Annotated in this window: 18 protein-coding genes; 6 read left to right on the top strand and 12 right to left on the bottom strand. The window is 44.2% G+C overall.

Going from position 1 to position 21771, the window contains the following annotated elements; translation table 11 throughout:
• Window positions 1–237: 237 nt before the first annotated feature.
• Window positions 238–1218, top strand: coding sequence for a catabolite repressor/activator (gene cra / locus R7P74_RS06225; RefSeq protein ID WP_005376402.1), 981 nt, complete (start codon window positions 238–240; stop codon window positions 1216–1218).
• A gap of 17 nt (window positions 1219–1235) precedes the next feature.
• On the opposite strand, the gene R7P74_RS06220 is transcribed toward cra, so the two are convergent.
• Complete coding sequence (locus R7P74_RS06220) at window positions 1236–2189, bottom strand: endonuclease/exonuclease/phosphatase family protein (RefSeq protein WP_175413493.1); 954 nt, start codon at window positions 2187–2189, stop codon at window positions 1236–1238.
• A gap of 226 nt (window positions 2190–2415) precedes the next feature.
• Between R7P74_RS06220 and R7P74_RS06215 the strand changes: the two genes are divergently transcribed.
• Entirely contained in the window at window positions 2416–2949 is a 534-nt protein-coding gene (locus R7P74_RS06215; protein ID WP_053303581.1) for an RNA-binding S4 domain-containing protein, read from the top strand.
• 106 nt (window positions 2950–3055) lie between these two features.
• Here the strand turns inward: R7P74_RS06215 and R7P74_RS06210 are convergent, their stop codons facing one another.
• The 7 genes from R7P74_RS06210 to R7P74_RS06180 all read right to left on the bottom strand — a co-directional run bounded on the left by R7P74_RS06210 (window position 3056) and on the right by R7P74_RS06180 (window position 9590).
• Window positions 3056–3874 carry an EAL domain-containing protein gene (locus tag R7P74_RS06210; protein WP_137282661.1) on the bottom strand — a complete coding sequence of 273 codons (819 nt, stop codon included), beginning with the start codon at window positions 3872–3874 and terminating at the stop codon, window positions 3056–3058.
• A 92-nt stretch (window positions 3875–3966) separates the two neighbouring features.
• Window positions 3967–4887, bottom strand: a complete 921-nt coding sequence (locus R7P74_RS06205) for an amino acid ABC transporter permease (RefSeq protein ID WP_047103552.1) — start codon at window positions 4885–4887, stop codon at window positions 3967–3969.
• A gap of 81 nt (window positions 4888–4968) precedes the next feature.
• On the bottom strand, window positions 4969–5787 hold the full coding sequence (locus R7P74_RS06200) for a transporter substrate-binding domain-containing protein (RefSeq protein WP_086047417.1): 819 nt from the start codon (window positions 5785–5787) through the stop codon (window positions 4969–4971).
• A gap of 9 nt (window positions 5788–5796) precedes the next feature.
• Window positions 5797–6594 carry an amino acid ABC transporter permease gene (locus R7P74_RS06195; protein ID WP_115386637.1) on the bottom strand — a complete coding sequence of 266 codons (798 nt, stop codon included), beginning with the start codon at window positions 6592–6594 and terminating at the stop codon, window positions 5797–5799.
• Window positions 6594–7328: an amino acid ABC transporter ATP-binding protein gene (locus R7P74_RS06190; protein ID WP_053307675.1), complete on the bottom strand. Its 735-nt coding sequence runs from the start codon at window positions 7326–7328 to the stop codon at window positions 6594–6596. Before R7P74_RS06190 ends, R7P74_RS06195 begins: the two co-directional genes overlap by 1 nt.
• A gap of 162 nt (window positions 7329–7490) precedes the next feature.
• The gene (locus R7P74_RS06185; protein WP_005376394.1) at window positions 7491–8147 is read right to left on the bottom strand and encodes a lysoplasmalogenase; all 657 of its coding nucleotides are present in this window, start codon (window positions 8145–8147) and stop codon (window positions 7491–7493) included.
• 294 nt (window positions 8148–8441) lie between these two features.
• The gene (locus tag R7P74_RS06180; RefSeq protein ID WP_047103556.1) at window positions 8442–9590 is read right to left on the bottom strand and encodes an iron-containing alcohol dehydrogenase; all 1149 of its coding nucleotides are present in this window, start codon (window positions 9588–9590) and stop codon (window positions 8442–8444) included.
• A gap of 206 nt (window positions 9591–9796) precedes the next feature.
• On the opposite strand from R7P74_RS06180, the gene R7P74_RS06175 reads away from it, so the two are divergent.
• Window positions 9797–10678: an AraC family transcriptional regulator gene (locus tag R7P74_RS06175; protein ID WP_064354760.1), complete on the top strand. Its 882-nt coding sequence runs from the start codon at window positions 9797–9799 to the stop codon at window positions 10676–10678.
• 277 nt (window positions 10679–10955) lie between these two features.
• The gene (locus tag R7P74_RS06170; protein ID WP_262634065.1) at window positions 10956–14117 is read left to right on the top strand and encodes a chitinase C-terminal domain-containing protein; all 3162 of its coding nucleotides are present in this window, start codon (window positions 10956–10958) and stop codon (window positions 14115–14117) included.
• A gap of 97 nt (window positions 14118–14214) precedes the next feature.
• Here R7P74_RS06170 and glgC read toward each other — a convergent pair whose 3' ends face one another.
• The 4 genes from glgC to R7P74_RS06150 form a co-directional block, all read right to left on the bottom strand.
• Window positions 14215–15432, bottom strand: a complete 1218-nt coding sequence (glgC, locus tag R7P74_RS06165) for a glucose-1-phosphate adenylyltransferase (RefSeq protein ID WP_262634066.1) — start codon at window positions 15430–15432, stop codon at window positions 14215–14217.
• Between the two features lie 537 nt (window positions 15433–15969).
• On the bottom strand, window positions 15970–17718 hold the full coding sequence (locus tag R7P74_RS06160) for a formate--tetrahydrofolate ligase (protein ID WP_318122752.1): 1749 nt from the start codon (window positions 17716–17718) through the stop codon (window positions 15970–15972).
• 235 nt (window positions 17719–17953) lie between these two features.
• Window positions 17954–19258: an inosine/guanosine kinase gene (locus tag R7P74_RS06155; RefSeq protein WP_005376376.1), complete on the bottom strand. Its 1305-nt coding sequence runs from the start codon at window positions 19256–19258 to the stop codon at window positions 17954–17956.
• Window positions 19259–19492: 234 nt separating this feature from the next.
• On the bottom strand, window positions 19493–19963 hold the full coding sequence (locus R7P74_RS06150; protein ID WP_005397614.1) for a CreA family protein: 471 nt from the start codon (window positions 19961–19963) through the stop codon (window positions 19493–19495).
• Between the two features lie 145 nt (window positions 19964–20108).
• On the opposite strand from R7P74_RS06150, the gene R7P74_RS06145 reads away from it, so the two are divergent.
• Window positions 20109–20618 (top strand): flavodoxin, encoded by a 510-nt coding sequence (locus R7P74_RS06145; protein WP_151515604.1) that lies wholly within the window; start codon window positions 20109–20111, stop codon window positions 20616–20618.
• 195 nt (window positions 20619–20813) lie between these two features.
• Window positions 20814–21482: an HAD-IA family hydrolase gene (locus R7P74_RS06140; RefSeq protein ID WP_213970401.1), complete on the top strand. Its 669-nt coding sequence runs from the start codon at window positions 20814–20816 to the stop codon at window positions 21480–21482.
• The last annotated feature ends 289 nt before the right edge of the window (window positions 21483–21771 follow it).

Genomic DNA, 21771 nt, shown 5'->3' with positions numbered 1-21771 from the left:
TTTTAAAAGACTCAGAAAAACTGTTTTAAAAACTGACGTTAACAAACGAGCCTTTGCCGCTGTCCTATAGCCTAGCTCACAAATTGGTTTGTTGCGTGTTCGGGTGATTTACGTCAATTTTTAAGTTTTGCTGAATCCTTTCAGCTTTTATACTGAATCGGTTCAGCTTATAATTCAACTTATCGAAAGATCGTTGATGTATTAATATGATCGCGCGCACAGAATAAGGTTTAGAATATGACACTGGATGAAATAGCCAAATTAGCGGGTGTTTCTAAGACAACTGCAAGCTATGTGATTAACGGAAAAGCGCAGAAATACCGCATCAGCGAGAAGACTCAGAAAAAGGTGATGGCCGTTGTAGATGAGTACAATTATAAGCCAGATCATGCGGCGTCTTCCTTGCGGGCAGGTAATTCACGCTCATTTGGGCTTATCATCCCAGACTTAGAGAACACTAGTTATGCGCGTCTTGCAAAGCTGATAGAGCAGAACTCTCGGAAAGCGGGGTACCAAATTTTGATTGGCTGCTCTGATGATGATCCTGATACAGAGCAAAAGGTGGCGGAAGCATTAGTCAGTCGTCGCATTGATGCGTTGTTTGTGGCAAGTGGTATGCCCACTGCAAACGAGTATTACCTTAAGTTGCAAAATTCTGGTACGCCAGTTATCGCGCTAGACCGTCCAATGGATGATGAGCACTTTTGTTGTGTCATCAGCGAAGATTTTGATGCCGCACTTGAACTCACTCAGTCAGTACTGTCAGAGGATATTAAGTCCATTGGCTTAATCGGTGCATTGCAAGATCTTCAAGTCTCAAAAGAGCGTGAGCTCGGTTTTCTATCTGCTTCTCAACAAGGTGGCAAAACGGCAACAGTGGGTTATGGACAACACTTCTCCCGGGAAGAAGGCAAGAAAGTCTTAGAGAGATGGTTAATAGAGAACGCATTGCCAGATGCCATTGTTACAACGTCATACACACTGTTAGAAGGTGTGTTGGATGTAATGCTAGAAAAACCAGAACTGATGGGAAAGGTGCGTTTAGCGACATTTGGTGATAATCGACTGCTGGACTTCTTGCCTGTGAAAATCAACTCTTTGCCTCAACAGTTTGAGTTGATCGCGGACAGCGCAATGGAGTTAGCACTCAACGCTTCCGCCAAGCGTTACAAGCCTGGCGTAGAACTTATCCCGCGTAAAATTGTGAAACGTCACTAAGTAACTAAATAGGTTGCTCAAAGCTTTACTTCAGCCGTCAGCGCCACAAATGCGTGGTCGCTGGCGTTTTTATCTCTGTCATAAATCGGGTTGATCAGATGTTGGTTAGACACCTGATAGTCAACAACCTCGGCAACCGATATATCTGATAAGGTGTCAAACTCTTGTGAGAGCAAGATATAGTCGAGTACATTCCCAGTGGAAAAATGATAGTGCGTGGCTGGGCGTTCATCCTTCAGGGTGTCACTTTGCAATAACCAACCATCTTTGAGTTGTAATTCAGTGACGCAGTCACCAGTGTTGGATACCAATGAGCTGTTAACGCTGATAGGAGTGATAGGTTGATTCATATCGCCCATTAACACTGTCGGCATTGGTTCTTTTCGATACCTCTTTTGCATCGCGTCTCTTAACATCGCTGCTTCCCAGCCTCTTTGCTGGGTGGATAACCAGCGCCCAATAATCGTGCTAGACGTTTCTGGTTGTTCTGAGTCGGCTGGGCGTTGAGATTTCAGGTGCGTTACGTAAACGGCGATATGCCCAAGTACAGGATGTATTACTTGGGCATAGATAGGTTTGCGACTGAACTCTGGAACAACACTTACTCCAAAAGGCTCAAGCGTTGCTAAGTCAAACTCTACCGCTTGTACTTTTTCTATTGGAAACCGAGATGCGATTGCCACAACAGGGCTTGAGTAAATGTACTCATCCTCAACATGTGGGGTGTCAACGGTCGCAAAGTAGGGGTAGCCGATGGTTGAAAAAAATGTCTGGGTCTTCTCGATACTGAACACTTCTTGTAAACCAATCACGTCGCCTTCCAGTTTTTCAACTTGACGTTGCGTCCACGAAAGTTTGTCTCGCCATTGCTCTAACGAGTATATGTTCTCGAAATCATAGTAGGCGTTAGGCGGTGCGACAAAATTAAACAAGTTCGCAGTGACAAAGGTAATTCTACTTGGTTGAGACAAAGTATTCGCTCTTTTCAACAATAACTTAGAGAGTATATACCTTCAGGTTGCGTAATTGCAGCTTCGTTTGAGCTACGCATCGGTATACAAGCTAACGAGCGACAAGTTAAATGGGTTAAGAGGTGCTCAAATGCCAAGGCGAATCGGTGATTGAACATCGCCAGAGGTTTCTATTTTTAAGCATTGCGTTTAAACTTCAGGGCATCAAATAGTAAGAGTAAGTAACATGACCCAAGATTACGACCACGAAGAGTATTTAGAAGGCGAAGAGATTGAGATCGAAGCGATTGGCATCGATGTTGATGCGCATCCAATCGAACTGTACAAGCTTTTTAAAATCGCAAACTTGGTCAGCGGTGGCGGCGAAGCAAAACATATCATCGAGGAAGGCTACGTCGCGGTGAATGGTGAACTAGAAACACGTAAGCGCCGCAAGATGTATGATGGTGACTTTTTTGAGTTTAACCAGGAATATTATGTTGTGGTTTGCGATGCGCCAGTAACCGAACCTGAAACGGCAGAGCAAAAAGCAGAAAAGAAAGCGAAGAAAGAAGCGCAATCTGCACGTAAAGAGAAATCTCGCCAAAGCAAGCCAGCTAAAGGCTCTGGACCTAAGTCAACAGGCCGAAAAGCAGCGCATAAAGAACGTAAAGCGCAGAAAGAAGCGTTGTCTCAGTCTGCTAAGAAAGGCAAAAAAGAAGACAAACCGCAAGCCACTCGTGATCCGAAGAGCGGTCGTAATTCTATTGATTTTTTCTAGGGAAATGAACGCTTAACTAAATAAGTGACATCTGAGTAAAACTAAAAAGCGCCGAGCATATTATATCGGCGCTTTTTTGGTTTCACTGTGCTGTAAGTGGGCAGTGTTAATGCACAGTCGTCTCGATGTTTAGGCTATCTGTCCAGTGATGAATGGCGCAAGGCTTTCCTAAGTAAAAGCCTTGGTAATAATCCAAATTAAGTTGATACATAGCTTGTAGCTGCACGTCTTCTTCAACCCCTTCTATAATGACTTTTGCTCCCATATGATCCGCTAGATCAACGGCGCTATGTATGGAAAAGGTTTCTCCGGCGCAGTAGTCTAGCAAATAGGAACGATCGATTTTGATGATGTCAGGGCAGAGCTGCTGAACACGTGCGATATCAGAATGTTGGGCGCCAAAATCATCGATAGCAAAGATAAAACCATTTGCTTTCATTAACTGTACGGCTTTGATTAATAAATCCGTATTTCCGCATGACTCTTCGACTACTTCAAAAACGACGTCTGATGGGCTCATACCAAGTTCGGAAAGGCGTTTGTAAAGCAGGCCGTTATCTTTAAAGCCCATGTCTTTGGTTAGTGTGAGTAGCGTTTGAGGCATGACGTTAAGAAACAGTTTGATCGGCGTCCCTGCGAAATAGCGTGCGAAATTTCGAATGTGCATTGCTCTAGATAAAAACTCTACACATAAGCGAAAGTAGGGATCAAGACCATTATTGGCCAGAAACACGTCAGGACGAATTAGGGAACCATCAATGTCACGAATACGCAGTAAGGCTTCCATACCAATAATACGTTGGCGTCTATCAAAAATTGGCTGATAAACACTGTGAAAAGTGAATTGATTGAGAACTACGTAATATTCACCAAGATTATCTTGTTTTATGTATCGCTCGTAGTCGGATTGATTCTTTAACTCCATGAAAAACGCCGAAAATTTAGCATCTTGCCAATGTAACAGGGTGCAATTCTGATTTGAAGAATCAAATGTGCCTAATTACATATGCGGTTGAGTTAATTTGAAATGGCTTCCGATTTTGCTTCAATATGGCGAAAAATAAGTGACAGACCAAAACAGATTAAGAAGTAAGCAAAGCCGACAATCAGCCAAATTTCAAATATATACCCTGATGAATTTGCCATCTCTGTCCCAACAAACGTCATTTCTTGTATCGAAATCAGTGAAACAATAGAGGTGTCTTTCACCAAAGAGATAGTTTGACCGGCAAGTGCAGGTGTTATTGATTTAAGCACCTGTGGCGCGATAACAAATCGGTATTTCACCCATCGAGACAAGCCCAATGAGTCAGCCGCTTCCCACTGACCTTGGTCGATACTTTGTAAACCACCGCGCACAACTTCTGCAATGTAGGCAGAAGAGAGTAAGCCGACGCATAACACGCCAGAGGCAAGGTTTTCCCAAAGGTTAGAAGGCCCAAACAGAAAGCGCTGTAGCGCATTTGGTTCGCCGTTGTAGTTTCGTAGAAGATCTTCCAAACCGAGTAACGGGATCAATTGGTTAGAAATGAAAAAGTAGAAAATAAAAACAAACACCAACGGAGGGATGTTTCTCACTAACTGGATAAACGCATTGGCAGGTGTGCGCAACCAAACGGAACGAGAGAAGCGTGCTAAGCCTAACAAAGTGCCAAACACTAATGCGAAGCTGATGCCCCAAATACTGAGCCTTAACGTCGAAATCAAACCTTGGAAGAAGTAGGGCAAACCACCATCTGCTCTAGGCGTGAAAAGTAATTCAAGCGCCTCTTTCCACTGCCACAAATAATGCACACCAACAGCGGACCGATGGTACAGCCAAACACCACCGATACCGCACATAACAAGTAGTACCCAGTCTAGTGTGTTTAACTGCGGTAAAAGGTAGCCTGTGCTGGATTTCGCGGGTGCTGTGCGAGTGGTAGTGTGTTCGCCCAAAAATTTGACTCCGATAAGTTATGGAAAAGTAAAATGGATGATTGGAGAGTATAGGCTCGCGGCGTCCACGAGCCATTTAGATTACTGGCCTTGCGCGACTTGATCTTGCCAATCTAATGTCGAGAACCAGTATTCATAACGTTGTTTTAACCATCCATCTTGGGTTCTTGCTTCAATCCATTTATTGAAAAAGGCCTTTTTATCTTCTTCCCCCAAGCGAACTGCAAAGGCTTCGTTACCTTGTGATAGTCGCTCAGAGAATGGAAGGAATAGTTTGTCGCTGTGTTTCACTGTCTCATGTTCTGGTTTTGGGCTAGAAGCAATGACCGCGTGGGCGTTACCATTCAGCACCTCTTGGAACGCTTGCGCGTCGTCATCAAATTGCAGGATCTTCGCTTTCGGGAAGGTTTCTCTGGCTACTTGAACGGTGAATGCGCCGCGACGAGCCGCAATTTTTACGCGTCGTGAGTCAAAATCCGAAAATTCGCTAAAACCAGAGGCGAGTTCTTTGTTTGCTGCTACTTGAACGCCTGAGTGCGAGTAGGGCTCAGTAAACAAGACGCTTTTGGAACGCTCAGGCGTAACCGACATGCCACCGATGATCACGTCGAACTTTTTCGCCAGTAGTGCGGGAATAATGCCATCCCACGCAGTCGGTACGAATTCCACTTTCAAACCTGAATCTTGTGCTAAGCGTTTGGCAACATCGATTTCAAAACCGATTAACTCACCTTGCTTGTTACGCATTGCCCAAGGTACAAATGTTGACATACCAACGCGCAAAGTGCCTCGTTCTTTGATTTGATCTACATTGGGTGTGGCGACATCTTCTTTCGCGATTGTAGGCATAGCGATGGCTAGCCCTAATAATGCAGTAATGGTCGCTTTGAATAACTTCATGTTATCTCCTTATAATTTGCGCCAACTGGCTCCGAGTTTGTGTTCTAGCCTTGCAGACAAGCCAGAAAGTGACAGAGTGAGAGCAAGATAAATTGCTGCCACGGTAAACCAAATTTCGAACGGCATCGCCGTCTCTGAGACGATGTTGCGTGCCTGTGTTGTTAGATCAAAAATCGCCATCACGCTTACAATGGAAGAGTTTTTGATCAAAGAAACCACTTCATTGGTTAATGGCGGTAATGTGCGCTGTAAAACCTGAGGAAAAATTACGTCTTTGTAGGTGTAAAACGGTGATAGCCCGAGAGTTTGTGCTGCTTCGAATTGCCCTTTAGGAATACTGTTTAAACCTGCACGGAATATTTCCGCGGTGTAGGCACCTTGGAAAAGGGACAATGCCAAAACGGCGGTGCTGAATCGGTCCAAACCAATCACCGGGCCAAACACGAAGTAGAGTAAATAGATTTGCACCAACAACGGCGTGTTACGTATTACTTCGACATAAGTGGTACCAATAACATTGCCGACTTTCGAATCGCTAAGCCTTAGTAACGCGGTAACCAACCCTAATACTAAGGTAAAAAATAGACTAATAGCCGAGATGTTAAGCGTTACCAATAGCCCATCAATAAGTTCTGCCGGCCACCATTCGCCATCTTCATAAAAAGCGATGTAATCAGGTACGCGCTCCCATTGCCATTGATAGCCCATAGCGTCGGCACCAGAGTCCAACACCCACACAATCGCGATGAAGAGGAGCGTCATTTGCAGTATAGCTTGAAGGACAGGTTTGATTACGCGAACTATCATCAGTAACTTAAAATTTGGTTCAAAAATGCTTGGGTTCGTGGATGCTGTGGTGTCTCAAATAAGGCGACTGGAGAGTTCATTTCCACGATTTGGCCTTCATCCATAAATACCACGCGGTTCGCTACTTTTTTGGCAAATCCCATTTCATGCGTGACGCAAATCATCGTCATTCCGCTTTGAGCCAGCTCAACCATGACATCCAACACTTCGTTGATCATTTCCGGATCAAGTGCTGAAGTTGGCTCGTCAAACAGGAGTAAATCCGGTTCCATACACAAGGAGCGGGCAATCGCGACGCGTTGCTGCTGACCGCCAGAAAGCTGGATAGGATACTTACTCGCTTGCTCTTCAATATTGACTCGCTTTAGGTAATGTTTTGCGCGTTTTTCAGCTTCTTGTTTTGATAATTTGAGTGTGCGAATCGGCGCTAAGGTGAGGTTTTCCAGTACAGTCAAGTGAGGAAAAAGGTGAAAGTGTTGGAACACCATGCCGATTTTACCGGGCTTGAGAGATTTTGCGTGAGAAGGCTGGTCGAACACATGAAGCTGGCCTTCTTGAATCGATTCAAGATGGTTGATGCAACGAATGAGCGTTGATTTTCCGGAACCTGAAGGGCCACACACCACGACGATCTCGCCAGAATGCACGGAGAAGTTGATGTCTTTTAGAGCGTGGTAATCGCCATACCACTTATTTACGTCGCTAAACTCAACGACGGGAGTATTCTCTTTCAAAGGGGCACGCTATAACGGAAAAATATCCTTTTACAATAGCAAGTTGTGCGCGTAATTTCATTAAGAATAAGCTAATGTTTAGGCGATGATTTTAAGACTCTATTCAGATCGCTTACAAGATACATCCATGTTTCTTTAATGTTGGTGCAGTCTAGAGTATGACTAACTCAGTTCAACGAGATACGGATAACGAACAACAATCGCAACAACAGACATAACCATTAATGTCTGTGCAGAATAGTAGGTCACCATGACAACTTGTCGTGAAAATATTGACCGTCCTCCAAAGCGTTCGAAAGCCAATACGATGCCAGAGATAATAAAGATAAAGCTTCCGAGCACTGCAAAGGAGGAGGATTGTGTTTTCCCACTCAAATAATACTCGATCGAAGCCCAGCACATAGTCATCAGTACCAATATATAACTAGCAACTGGCCGTTTTTCTTTACCGAGATCCGGTCGGAACAACCAGTAGACGCATATACCGAGTCCGAACAAGGCAATTGGGAGCCAAGGTGTAAAATGCCACGCTGACATGATGGCAAAACCATAACTATAGGAGAGATGGGCAGAGCAAAAGAGCACTAATCCTGTAATGAACTTGTCTCTAGGGAGCATTAATAACACGTCACCAAGCAACGAGAGCGATAAGCCAATCAAAATCCAATGCGCATATGGCATTGGGTAAGCCGGGGACTGAATTAAAATACCAAGCATACAGAGCACTGGTAATGGTTTAGAAACGTAAAAGAGCCATTTAGAGCCTTTACGGATACTGATGATATGTATGAATGCTAATACGACAACAACTAGCCACATAAAGTGTTTTCTCGAACAGACAAAATTATGTAGTACATCACTACAACAAATCAAAACTTAATTAACGAGTTAACTCGTTCTTTGATCTCAATTATTTTTATTTGTGTAAAGCTGGACAGTTGTCTCTTTACTAACCAACACGGCCGATTTTTTGTCTGGAGGGAATCGTTGTTTTTAGAAGCCTCCTCGTTTTGAACGTGATGTGGCTTACAAAATAGCATAAAAAAACGGTATTGTGACTGTTAAGTCACAATACCGTTAAACCCTAGGAAGGGCAGTGAAGAATTGTTGCAGTTATGAGACAGCTAACTCTAAGATTTCTCGGCTACGTTCAAGTGTGATCGCCTGGTTTTCACCTAAAACAGTCATGCCGTGTTTGTTTAGTTGATCAATGATGGCATCGATAGCTTGTTCACGGCTCTCACCATAGTTTTCGAGCTTAGTTGCGACATCAAGTTGATGATAAAACGCTTCGATAGATTCGATTGTGCGCTCTGCTAAATCCTCACCTGCTTCAAGACCAAATACGTTGCGACCCATTTGTTCTAACTTAGGGCGCTTAAACTGCATTTGGTTACGAAGTAACGACGGTTGGACAATTGCAAGAGAACGCGCATGATCAACGCCCCATAGAGCCGTTAATTCATGGCCGATCATATGTGTCGCCCAGTCTTGTGGAACGCCACTACCAATTAACCCATTCAATGCTTGGTTAGCAGACCACATTAAGTTTGCGCGCCACATATCGTCGTCTCGTTCCGCAAACTGTTCTCCGAGTGTTTTTAAAGTTTTCAGCAGTGTTTCTGCGTAACCATCTTGAACCATTGCACCGGTAGGAAGCGTCAAGTATTGCTCACATACGTGCACCCATGCGTCAACAATGCCGTTGATAAGCTGGCGTTCTGGCAGTGTTTTCATTACATCTGGGTCTAACACGGCAAATTTTGGCTGCACTGCTGGAGACATGAACGGAAGTTTGTCTTGAGTTTCTTTTTTAGTGATAACTGCGCCCATGTTTGACTCTGAGCCTGTTGCTGGCAATGTCAAAATTGCAGCTAGAGGCGTCGCTTCAGTGACTTGGTGCTTACCAATCATGATATCCCAACCATCACCATCATACTTTGATGCCGCTGCTACGTATTTGGAGCCATCGATGACTGAACCACCACCTACCGCTAAAATAAAGTCAACGCCATGCTCTTTTACCATTGCGACTGCTTTATCGAGTGTTTCTTTGGTTGGGTTTGGTTCAACACCTGAAAACTCTAGCCATTCATGTGCCTCAAGAGCTTCTGCTACTTGGTCGTACACGCCATTTTTTTTGATGGAGCCACCACCGTATACCACTAAAACTTTTTGGTCGGATGGGATAGCTTCTTTGATTGCAGCGATTTGTTTTTGACCAAAGAAAATCTTGGTTGGGTTTACATAAGAAAAGTTCATTATTAGCCCTCTTGCTTCCAGTGAAGGAGATTGAATACATGCATATTAGTCCTGATTAACGATCGTTAACAGGTCGATTTCTGCAAATAATTTGCCTATTTCTACAAAATTAATGCTCTTGAGCTAGAAAGTTAAAGTCGAGAGGAAGTATAGTGCTCGAAACGATAATAGAGACCAAACTCGTTGGTCATTGATGGAGCGCTCTAATGCACACTCTCGCAGATATCATGCAGCAATATGTTGAAAAGCAGGGGCTGCATGACCTAGAAGGTATGAAGAAAACAGCGATAGATGGCGTATGGTTTTATCGCAGTAGCAAAGGGAATCATCGCCAGCCGTTTGTCTATCAGTCCGGCATCATCGTATTGGGTCAAGGGCATAAGAACATTCATATTGGTGATACACCAGTGCAATATGGGCCCGATGATTACCTTGTTGTCGGGGTTCCCATGCCACTAGAGTGCGAAGCGTTTGCGACAAACAATGAGCCTTTACTTGGCATTTCGATAGATATTTCGCCAACGCTTCTTCATAAACTCGTTAAAAAATTAGAGGCTGAGAAATTCAGTAATAAGTGTCTGGATGCAACCCGTTGCGGCCTTAAGTCGGTACGTATGAATGAAGGTATGTTGGATGCGTGCAAGCGGTTAATGAAAGCAATGTGTAACGAGCTTGATGTCATCATGCTTGGCGAGCTGCTTCTTGAGGAAATTGTGTATCGTACTTTGGTGAGCAAAGAGGGGTATGTCTTATTTGACCTAGCACATCAAGAAGGTTCTTACGCGAGGGTCGCTAAAGCACTAAATCGCGTGCATCAAGCGTATCATGAACAGTTGAACGTACAAGCATTGGCTGAAGAAGCCAACATGAGTGTGTCTGCTTTCCATCAAGCATTTCGCAATGTCACGCTTGAATCTCCGTTGCAATATATTAAGAAAGTTCGACTTAACAAAGCGCGCGAATTGATCCAGTTAGAGGGGAGACGTGTTAATGATGCAGCGAGAATGGTCGGGTACACGAGCCCATCACAGTTTAGTCGCGAGTACAAGCGGCATTTTAATGAAACGCCAAGGTCAACAAAGGCTTAGTGATCTTTATTTCAAAATGGCGACTTTTTTTACCTTTTTTATTAATTTGCGAGTGACATATTTATTTGAGTTATAAAATTAGTTACTGGTGCCAAATAATAGGTACGTTGTTGCAATCATTTAGTGGATTGTTGCGAGGCGGTGTGGAAAACTCGTAAATAGATAGTGTGAAATCACCAACTTGTACTTAAGTTATTTTACGTCGAAATAAAAGTATAGATGCGTTTCGTTTAGCGCATTTAGTATTGTTTTAACAATAACTTAAGGAAGAGCGATTATGCACCTTAACAACGGCAACGCAGTGAAAAACGTGTTCACACTAAGCACACTCACCGCTTCTTGTCTTATGGCCTTCAATAGCTACGCAGCAGTTGACTGTGCCCCTCTAGAAACTTGGCAATCATCAAAAGTTTATAACGGTGGCGACCAAGTTCAGCATGAAGGTAATGCTTATAAAGCGCGTTACTGGACGCAAAACAACAATCCAGCGCAATCTGGTGAGTGGGGCGAGTGGGAAACACTTGGCGCTTGTGATGGCACTGGACCGGTTGATCCACCTCAGAATGAAGTCCCGACTGTTACTCTGACATCGCCTTCTGCGTCGGCTTCTGTGACTGCGGGGGATGTTGTTAACCTAGCTGCAGATGCAGCAGATACTGATGGGACTGTTAGCAAAGTAGAGTTCTTTGTTGATGGTGTATTAGTTGGTCAGGCAACGTCTGCGCCGTATGCTGCATCGTGGACAGCAACTGAAGGACAGCACGAGTTCTCTACCAAGGCCTATGACGATGCAGGTGCCGTTAGTACGGCAAGTGTTGTGACGTTAACTGTGGCATCAGCGCAACCTGGTAACGAAGCGCCGACAGTGGATGTCGTGCTTTCTGCGAACTCTATTGACCTGGGTGGTTCCGTCACACTGACTGCAAATGCTACGGATGCGGATGGTACCGTTGCTAAAGTTGATTTTTATGTTGCAGGTGTGCTTGCTGGCACTGCTACAACAGCGCCATACACGCTGGATGTAACCCCTTCACAAGTTGGCTCATTAAGTGTTTATGCGAGAGCAACCGATGATGCTGGAGCAACAGCAGATTCTGCACTTGCAACGTTAACGGTAAACGGCGGCGCAGTGACATCTAATTGTCGTCCTGATGGTCTTTATCAAACAACGGGTGTAGATGTTCCTTACTGTTCTATTTATGACGAAGAAGGCCGTGAGAAAATGGGGGCTGATCACCCACGTCGTGTAATCGGCTACTTCACCAGTTGGCGATCAGGTGACGACCCACAAGCGACTTACCTTGTTAAAGACATTCCTTGGGAACAACTTACTCACATTAACTACGCGTTTGTGAGCATTGGTTCTGAGGGCAAAGTAAACGTTGGCGACGTTAATGATCCTAACAACCCTGCTACAGGTAAAACTTGGCCAGGCGTTGAGGTAGATCCTGCCCTTGGTTTTAAAGGTCATTTTGGTGCACTAGCAACTTACAAGCAAAAACATGATGTTAAAACGCTAATCTCGATTGGTGGTTGGGCTGAAACGGGCGGTCACTTCGATACGAACGGCGATCGTGTAGCTGATGGTGGCTTTTACACCATGACGACGAATGCGGACGGTTCTATTAATCATGCTGGTATTGAGAAGTTCGCAACTTCAGCCGTTGAAATGATGCGTCAGTACAAGTTCGATGGCCTGGATATCGACTATGAATACCCGACGTCAATGGCTGGTGCTGGTAACCCTTACGACAAAGACTTCATGGAACCACGTCGTCAGTATTTATGGGCGTCTTACCAAGAGCTGATGAAAGTATTGCGTGAGAAACTTGATGCGGCATCCGCACAAGATGGTATTCATTATATGCTGACTATCGCAGCACCATCTTCAGGTTACTTGCTACGTGGGATGGAAACCTTCGATGTAACTAAGTACCTAGACTACGTAAACATCATGTCTTACGACTTGCATGGGGCTTGGAATGATCACGTTGGTCATAACGCGGCTTTATTCGATACAGGTAAAGACTCGGAGCTAGCGCAGTGGAACGTATACGGTACTGCTGCATACGGTGGTATCGGTTACTTGAACACAGACTGGGCTTACCATTACTTCCGTGGTTCTATGCCAGCAGGTCGTATCAACATTGGTGTTCCTTACTACACCCGTGGTTGGCAAGGTGTTACTGGTGGCGAAAATGGCCTTTGGGGCCGAGCGGCACTACCAAACCAAGCAGAGTGCCAACCGGGCACAGGTGAAGGTGAGAAGAACAACTGTGGTCACGGCGCTATTGGTATCGACAACATGTGGCATGATACCGACCCTAAAGGAAACGAAATGGGCGCTGGTTCTAACCCAATGTGGCATGCTAAGAACCTAGAAAACGGTATTTGGGGCTCTTACGCAGCTGCTTACGGTCTCGACCCAGTCAACGATCCTTCAGATAAGTTTGTTGGTACTTATACTCGTCATTACGATAGCGTTGCTGTGGCACCTTGGTTGTGGAACGCAGAGAAGAGCGTATTCCTATCTACGGAAGATAAAGCTTCTATCGAGGTGAAAGCCGATTACGTTATCGATAAAGAGATCGGCGGTATCATGTTCTGGGAACTAGCAGGTGACTACAACTGTTACGTACTGGATGCAAATGGTAATCGTACGGCAGTAGATGCAACTGAACAAGCTTGTGCGGCGGGTAATGGTGAATACCACATGGGTAACACTATGACCAAAGCTATCTACGACAAGTTTAAGTCTGCGACGCCTTACGGTAACAAAGTAGCGACTGGTCCAACACCAACTGAAGCAGTAGACATTACTGTTAGTGTTGGCGGCTTCAAAGTTGGCGACCAAAACTACCCAATTAACCCGAAAATCACGTTTACGAACAACACTGGTCAAGCGATCCCTGGCGGTACTGAATTCCAATTCGATATCCCAGTATCTGCGCCGGACAACGCGAAAGACCAATCAGGTGGTGGTTTGAAAGTAATTGCTTCTGGACATACTCGAGCAAACAACATTGGTGGCTTAGATGGCGTAATGCACCGTGTGTCGTTCTCTCTACCAGCATGGAAAGACTTGCCGGCGGGCGGCACTTACGAGCTTGATATGGTTTACTACCTACCAATCTCTGGTCCTGCTAACTACTCAGTGATTTCTGGTGGTAAAGAGTTTGCGTTTAAGTTTGAACAGCCAGCTCTACCAATTGGTGATCTCAATGCGGGCACGGGTGGTGGTACCACTGAACCAGGTACGTGTGATACGACAGGTTTAGTGACATACCCAGCTCTGCCACAAACGGATTGGGCAGGTAATCCAAGCCACGCTAACCAAGGTGATAAGATCATCCACAACGGTGTGGTTTACCAAGCGAACTGGTGGACAGCGGCTGAACCGGGTACAGATGGTAGCTGGTCAACGGTATGTAACATCTAATTATTATGGATTATTTGTTATAGCCTAATGTTTACAGGCACTTAAACAAAAGCGCACGATGATTATCGTGCGCTTTTTTGTTGTGATAGTTTGTCGTTTAATCGAATTGGTAACTTTCGGGTATGACGACAATACCTTTGTCTGAGATTTTAAATCGCTTCGCATCTTCAAGTTTGTTGATGCCAATTTGAGTATGTGGCGGAATACGAACATGTTTATCAACTATGCAGTTGACCAACTGACTTCCTTCACCGACTTCTACGTCATCAAAAATGATGGAATCGACTATCGTTGCACTATCTTGAATGCGTACATTAGAGGAAATAATGGAGTGCTGTACCGAGCCTCCGGAATTGATGACACCGGTAGCAATGATGGAGTTAATAAAAATGCCTTCATTACCCGTGGCCGACGATACAGTACGAGCTGGTGGAAACTGCGGCTCGTAAGTACGAATCGCCCAATTGGACTGATAAAGGTTCATTGGTGGCACAGGTTCTAGTAGATCCATATTCGCTTCATAGAAGGAATCAATGGTACCCACGTCGCGCCAATAGCAATCTTTATCGACGCGCCCTTTACTGCCACAGAATTGATAAGCGTAAACGGATTCGGTATCAATCAGCTTAGGTATGATGTCTTTTCCGAAGTCATGGCTTGATGAATCGAGTTTTGAGTCTTCTTCAAGCGCTTCTTTCAAAACATCCATATCAAAGATATATATTCCCATAGAAACAAGGCTTCTGGTCGCGCTTCCAGGAAGAGTAGGTGGGGTTTCAGGTTTCTCTATAAACGAAGTAACGAGCCCGTTTGCTGCGGTGCCCATTACACCGAATGCTGAAGCATCCTCTACGGGAACATCCATACAGGCAACGGTGAGCTTAGCACCTTTCTCTTTATGCTCTTCAAGCATTGCAGCGTAGTCCATTCGATAGATATGATCGCCGGATAACACAACCACATACTTTGCATCATTTCGCGATAGCAACCACATGTTGTGATAAATCGCATCGGCGGTTCCTTCATACCATGCACCACCTTTGCGCATTTGTGGTGGAACAGCAGTAATGTACTCGCCTAGCTCTGGATTGAATATCGACCAGCCGTCTCGTAAGTGTTTTTGAAGTGAATGAGATTTATATTGGGTTAAAACAAGGATCTTGCGTAAACCCGAATGTAAACAATTGGTTAGTGTGAAATCTATAATTCTATATTTTCCGCCAAAAGGTACGGCTGGCTTGGTTCTGTCATCGGTGAGTGGGCTGAGTCTAGACCCCATCCCTCCTGCTAAAATTACGGCGAGTGCGTCTTCCATAGTATTCCCTTTCCCTTTTCTGACATGCATCAAAACGGTGCTAACCTGAAGGAGGTGGTATGCAACGCAGAGGTTTTGAAAAGCATGTGCTAATGTGCTTATTAGTGAAAAGTCTACTACAAGAATCGAGCCATAGAATATCTCCTTAAAAATCAAGGAGGTTAAAATTTCACTGTAAGACAACTGCACCATATTAGTGAAACGCTAAATAGCCCGTGCATCAAATTGGCGCAAAATTGTAGAAAGGAGAAGTCAACAAGTATGGATTTACAATGTAAAGTGGCGACAAAACAAGAAGATAAATAGGGTTTTCTAGCTTAATAACTATGGCCAAACAAGGCTTAGGGTTAGCGTCTTAACTCTAAAGGTCTAAAACAGGCGCGTTGATGTAAGGCAGGAGAGCTTTGTATCAACGATTCAAGAGTAGAAGGCCTGAGACAACTCTTTTCACAGTTGTTGAGAGTGAGTGGATAGGTAAGTAGACCACTCACTCAATGAATATGCTCACTTCACTGATAGCGATACGTTATCACTGCACTAAGAGAGACCGACGATATTTCCTTCATCATCAAGATCTAAGTTCATAAATGCGGGTTTATCAGGTAAGCCTGGCATCGTCATCACGGTACCAGATAATGCATAAACGAATCCTGCGCCCGCACACAAGCGCAGCTCGCGGATTGGGACGGTAAAACCAGTTGGTGCGCCTTTGACTGCGGAGTCTGTGGTTATCGATAATGGTGTCTTCGCGATGCAAACCGCTAAGTTGTTAAAACCTAGATTTTCAAAATGGTTGAGCTGTTCAGTCGCGATAGGAGTCATTTCTATATTGGTTGCGCCATAGCCCGCTTCACATACTGCCATGAGCTTTTCGAGTAATGATTGCTCTTTGTTGTATAACGGACAAAACTCTACAGGCGTGGTACACGCATCAATAACATGTTGAGCTAGTTCCGTTGCGCCTTGTCCGCCTTGCGAAAAAGCGGTGCTGATGGCTACTTTAACTTCGGGATTAAATTGGTGAATCAGATCTTCAAGAGCTTTAAGCTCTTTCACACAATCTTGTGGAAACTGATTAATGGCAACGACAGCAGGTAAACCGTATTTATGAACGTTATTTATGTGCCATTTTAAATTTTCAAACCCAGCCTCCAATGCTGCTTGGTCCGGATTAAAAATGGAATCTGGAATAGCCATACCTGGTCGTAAATCGTAGTGTCCGGAATTCGCTTTGAGACCGCGTAATGTTGCTACGATCACTACACAGTCCGGGGCTTTGTTGGCGGCAGCAGCTTTAATGTTACACGCTTTCTCAAATCCCATATCCGAACCAAAACCGGCTTCAGTTACCGTGTAACCTGACAGTTTTAGCGCAATATCGTCCGCGATAATGGATGAATTTCCATGGGCGATGTTTGCAAATGGACCTGCATGGATCAACGTAGGAACACCTTCTAGAGTTTGCATCAGTGTTGGTGCAATCGCCTCTTTTAGTGTTACTGCCATTGCTCCTGCAACTTGTAGATCTTCCGTGGTGACCGGGTTTCCGTTCAAATCGTACGCTACGACAATTTTCCCGATACGTTGGCGTAAATCTTTTAAATCATTGGCTAGTGCAATGATAGCCATTAACTCAGAAGCGGCTGAAATATCGAACCCTTCGTCACGCTCGAAACCATTGATGGTTTTTCCTGCATCATTGAGGCCAATTTTGACTTTACGTAGTGCACGATCATTATGGTCCATCACTCGTTTCCAAGTAATACTTGCCGTGTCGATTTTAAGTGCTCTTAACCCGGTGCGTGATTCAAAGGCATCATAACCCTCGCGTTGCTCATGGAACAAGCGAGCGTCAAGAGCGGCTGAAGCAAGGTTGTGCGCCGCTGTCACTGCGTGAATGTCACCAGTAAGGTGTAAGTTTAACTCTTCCATTGGAGCTACTTGAGAATAACCGCCGCCCGCAGCGCCACCTTTAATACCGAAGACAGGTCCCATCGAAGGCTGCCTTATACATGCAATAACAGATTGATTAAGCTTTGCTAAACCTTGCGCCAGGCCTATCGTCGTAACGGTTTTTCCTTCGCCAAGAGGAGTCGGCGTGATCGCAGTGACGAGTACAAGTTTGCCGTCATCATTTGCGTTGAGTCGTTCCAAACATTTTGGGTGGACTTTGGCTTTGTGCTTCCCGTGAGTGTCATACTCTTCGGGCAATAGTCCTACTTTTTCCGCGATAACATCAATAGAAGAAAGTGGTGTGTTTCGGCAAATTTCGATATCTGACTGCATGGAGAATCCCCAAAGTGGCACACAGGTAGCGTTGAAAAACTACCTGAGTTATAACGAGTATTATTGTGAGGCAAAGGTCTGCTTGGTGATGGTACTGTTTCGGTTAGGCTTGTAAAGAGTTTACTGCTTCGTATTGTGCGACATACTAACGAAATCTACTCGTTATAGTGCTAGATAAAACAAAAAGGCCACCAAATGGTGACCTTGATATATTTTTAGCTTTAAAGCTGTCGTTTTAACGATCCCAATAAGTCTCTTCTAAGCTATCTTCTCGTTCAGGAAGCGCTCGCGATAGGCGAGGAGAGTGCTGCGTCAACACTTCATAGCTTACTCGGTTTGCGTATTTACAAATCTGAGAAAGTGAGGAGTAGGTTAAGCATCGTACTTCGTGCTTTTCTGAGTTAGGCACTTCTTTTTGGTGGAAAGAGTTTGCTGCCATGTCATGCAGTAAGGCTGAAAGGGCTGCATCACCTGCACCATTAGTGTTCTTAATCTCTAATGGTCCACCAAGGTAAGGGCCGATGTGAGAGTAGACCTTCATTGGGTTTTGACAGTCTTCTTTACGCATCGCACGACTAAACTCGTACTGGTTAAAGGCTTCGAGGGAGCTTTCAAGGATGTCGTGTGTGGTTTCTCGTTTTACTTTCTCGTCGGTGTAACCAGCCATGTACAGACCATTTGGTCCTGCCGTACACAGTACGAGATCAACCCATTCAAGTGCTTTATCAGCAGCAGCTAGCGGCTCTGTTTCACCTGTTAGCGCCGCACCTTCTTCTTCATTCATAGCGACAACAGAAATGTTTTCGCGAATGTATTCTTGCCACCACTGTGCGTTACCTTCGATAACGTACTTTGTCCCTAACGTAAGTACAACAGGGACATCGTGCTTCTTAGCAAAGTCGATCGCTCTTTGTACCGCTTTAGGCATTGGATCTTCTTCTTTACCACGCATTAGGTAAGAAGAAACAACCAGGGCTGATGCTTTCTCAAAGATCTCTTCAGGAATGCTTTCCGGAAGTAGTTGATTCATATGACCTTCGTTGATAGCAAATGTACGCTCACCGTCTTGAGAAATTAGGGTGTAGCAGCGACCAATAGGGCCATCTACCGTTTGTAAATGGTTAAGGTTCATACGTGAAGACGTACGGCAAAGGTAGCGATAAGCAAAAGAACCGACTTGAATGTTCTTAGACATCACACCGAGCAAAACGGATTTGCTATCGGCTAAAACTGAGTAGTTGTGAAGAGTATTGCCAATCGTGTCACCTGGGTATTGGTGTGTGATCAGGCCTTGCTCAACTAGTTCTTCGTAAAGTGCATCTGCTTTGCTTTCTTCAAGAACGAGCGAATGTCCTTTACTCAGGTTGTATTTCTCTAAAAACGCGTCATCTACACGTGCTTCGATATCTACAATGGTTTGACCGACACCAACAATAGTTGGGCGATATAGCTTAGGTGCCTGTCGGATTTGGTTTACTAATGGATCTCGAGCGTGAGTTGGGAAGTAGTGTTTAGATTTACGCTGACCAGGAAACTTCATGCTTGTTCTTGAGTGAGAAAAAAAAAGAGGCGGGATTGTATCACAAAAAAATGAAAATCGTGGCGATTTATTACAAAGAAGTCTGCTCGCTGAAAAAATCAGCGAGCTGAGTAAATAGCAACCAAAGCAGCTGCAATTTATGACGCTTGTCGTATTGCAATGGGTTGTTTTTTAAACTTGTTGCTCAGCAGCGCCCGGAAAGAGCCTGCTCCGCGCTAACTAAATTTACCCGCGTTACTTTTTCACTTCAGTTGGCTCAACGTAAGCCTTGGTACCCCAAAGTGGGACTGTCGAAAGGCTATGCTTAAAACTACCATCGGTCTCTTTTGTTGTATAAGACAAGTAGAGTAAGGTTTGGTTATCGGCATCATAAATACGGCGAACCTTCATTGTTTTGAAGAAAATGCTTTTTGACTTCTTAAATACAATTTCACCGGACTTACTCTTATCTATTTTTGCAATCATTTCCGGTGTGATTTCGCCAGTCTGACGACATGATATTGAGCTATCACTTGGATCTGCTAAGCTGAAATCCGCTTCGATAGAGGCGATGTGACATGTGACACCTGTTACCACCTCGTCTTTCAACTCACCGACTTTGATGTCTTTCAAAGTAAACCAACCGAGCCCCACGTCAGCAACATCGTTATCTGAACAACCAACTAGAGTAGTAGCAAGCAATGCACTTAACAGCATCTTTTTCATTATTTTTGTCCTTAACTAGGAAAGATATTGATGAAATCTATCAGAGGTTTGCACCTAAAACAAAATTTAGCCACGGAAAGGTCTATGTGCGCTAGGTTTGTTGCGGGCTTCATGCTAATGTACTGCTCTAAACGAAGGTATCAAGATGAATGAACAACAGTTAGCCAGTATCGAGCGTAAAAATACATGGCTGTATGATCTGGTCGAAGTTGAATTTCCGACACCAGAGAGTTTGAAAGGGCGCGATGTCTATTTCAAAACGCTAGAAAAAGCAACGTATCAAGTAGTCGACAAAGACACACTACTGGAAAGTGACTCTGAATTTAACCCCGACGATATTTTTCTGGTCGATTTTCATCGACTGACCATTATGTTCTCTATCTTGCAATCTCAGCGCTGGGAACAGCAGTATGATAAAGATATGATCATTGAATATCTGACACAGATTATCCTCACGCCAGATTTTGAATTATATGTTGGTTTTAAATCTGGAGTCCCAATTGGTGCTGCTATTGTTAGCCATCTCGAAGGAAATACACTCATCTCTGATGTTGCTGTTTCTGAATCAAAATACAAAAGCTCGTTTGTGGCTGATCTGGCTAAAAAACTAAGCACCGAGCAAAAACTGTTAGACTCAGTGGTTATCGAAAACTAACTTACACATCAATGTGCATAAAAAGTAAAGCAAGATGACGTTGGGTGATCTTGCTTAGAAAAACTGTAATTGCTCCCTTCTATTTCCATGAAATGCCAAGCTCGTCGTTTCAACAATCCCAAACTCAAATAAGATTAATCCAAACATTCTTAAAATCAGCTTGGGCTTGAGCCTGTAAGACGTCTGGAGATGGCTATGGCAATTACCAATATTAAGTGCGTGATATTTGACTGTGATGGTACGTTGGTCGACAGTGAAAGGCTGTGTTGCCAAGCGCTCGTCAATGTATTTAACCAGCATGGGGCTGAGTTAACGATGGAAGAGTGCGTTTCTCACTTTAAAGGAGGAAAGCTCGCTGACATCCTTTTAGATACTAAAGAGTTGAAAGATATCAAAGTCCCAATTGATGTTTTAGAGCCGCAATACCGAGAAGAAGTCCAGTCTCTTTTTGTGCGTCACTTACAGCCGATGGATGGCGCAAAACGATTAATTCAGTTTTTGGATTCGCATAGTATCGAATATTGTGTGGCGTCTAATGGACCTAAAGATAAAATTGAATACGCTTTGGAGTTAACCGGTTTGCTCGATGCTTTCCGAGGGAAAGTGTTCTCGGCATTCGATGCGAATAGTTGGAAGCCTGAGCCCGATTTAATCATGTACAGTGCTATGAGCATGGGGTTTTTACCAAGTGACTGTCTTTATATTGATGACACGCCTAAAGGAGTTGAGGCGGGACTAAACGCCGGTATCAAAACGATACAGTTATTTAATGGTGAAGCTATCAATCTTGTTGATGACGAGCGTGTAATTCGCATCCATCATTTAGATGAATTAAAAGAGCAGCTGTGTGGCTGCTCTGTTTGACCTACTAATGGCAAACCGGACTCAAGCTGTGGATGTGCTTAAGTTTAGACTGTAGGTAAGGCGTTTGATGTAGACATTGGATAGATGAGAAGTTTTTTGTATGAAATCCGCAAGCAGCGCATGTGAATTTCTCGCCATCCGATGAAATGAGATATTCATCTCCTTGGCAGAGTGGGCAGTTCAGGTTCTCTATGTCTTTTGTGTCTTTGTAATTATTCATATTGTTTTCCAGCAGCAAATTGGAATTGGCAAGATCAAGCATAGCGGAACGCTTTGTTTAAGAACATTA

Source organism: Vibrio sp. 2033, assembly GCF_033339735.1.
Note: the sequence above shows the minus strand (reverse complement) of the source record. Positions and strands in the feature narration are given on the sequence as shown.

What these genes read in the sequence shown, in the direction of transcription:
- cra (WP_005376402.1), top strand. Translation starts at nt 238, where the DNA reads ATGACACTGGATGAAATAGCCAAATTAGCGGGTGTTTCTAAGACAACT.
- R7P74_RS06215 (WP_053303581.1), top strand. Translation starts at nt 2,416, where the DNA reads ATGACCCAAGATTACGACCACGAAGAGTATTTAGAAGGCGAAGAGATT.
- R7P74_RS06210 (WP_137282661.1), bottom strand. Translation starts at nt 3,874, where the DNA reads ATGGAGTTAAAGAATCAATCCGACTACGAGCGATACATAAAACAAGAT.
- R7P74_RS06200 (WP_086047417.1), bottom strand. Translation starts at nt 5,787, where the DNA reads ATGAAGTTATTCAAAGCGACCATTACTGCATTATTAGGGCTAGCCATC.
- R7P74_RS06195 (WP_115386637.1), bottom strand. Translation starts at nt 6,594, where the DNA reads ATGATAGTTCGCGTAATCAAACCTGTCCTTCAAGCTATACTGCAAATG.
- R7P74_RS06185 (WP_005376394.1), bottom strand. Translation starts at nt 8,147, where the DNA reads ATGTGGCTAGTTGTTGTCGTATTAGCATTCATACATATCATCAGTATC.
- R7P74_RS06180 (WP_047103556.1), bottom strand. Translation starts at nt 9,590, where the DNA reads ATGAACTTTTCTTATGTAAACCCAACCAAGATTTTCTTTGGTCAAAAA.
- R7P74_RS06175 (WP_064354760.1), top strand. Translation starts at nt 9,797, where the DNA reads ATGCACACTCTCGCAGATATCATGCAGCAATATGTTGAAAAGCAGGGG.
- R7P74_RS06170 (WP_262634065.1), top strand. Translation starts at nt 10,956, where the DNA reads ATGCACCTTAACAACGGCAACGCAGTGAAAAACGTGTTCACACTAAGC.
- glgC (WP_262634066.1), bottom strand. Translation starts at nt 15,432, where the DNA reads ATGGAAGACGCACTCGCCGTAATTTTAGCAGGAGGGATGGGGTCTAGA.
- R7P74_RS06160 (WP_318122752.1), bottom strand. Translation starts at nt 17,718, where the DNA reads ATGCAGTCAGATATCGAAATTTGCCGAAACACACCACTTTCTTCTATT.
- R7P74_RS06155 (WP_005376376.1), bottom strand. Translation starts at nt 19,258, where the DNA reads ATGAAGTTTCCTGGTCAGCGTAAATCTAAACACTACTTCCCAACTCAC.
- R7P74_RS06150 (WP_005397614.1), bottom strand. Translation starts at nt 19,963, where the DNA reads ATGAAAAAGATGCTGTTAAGTGCATTGCTTGCTACTACTCTAGTTGGT.
- R7P74_RS06145 (WP_151515604.1), top strand. Translation starts at nt 20,109, where the DNA reads ATGAATGAACAACAGTTAGCCAGTATCGAGCGTAAAAATACATGGCTG.
- R7P74_RS06140 (WP_213970401.1), top strand. Translation starts at nt 20,814, where the DNA reads ATGGCAATTACCAATATTAAGTGCGTGATATTTGACTGTGATGGTACG.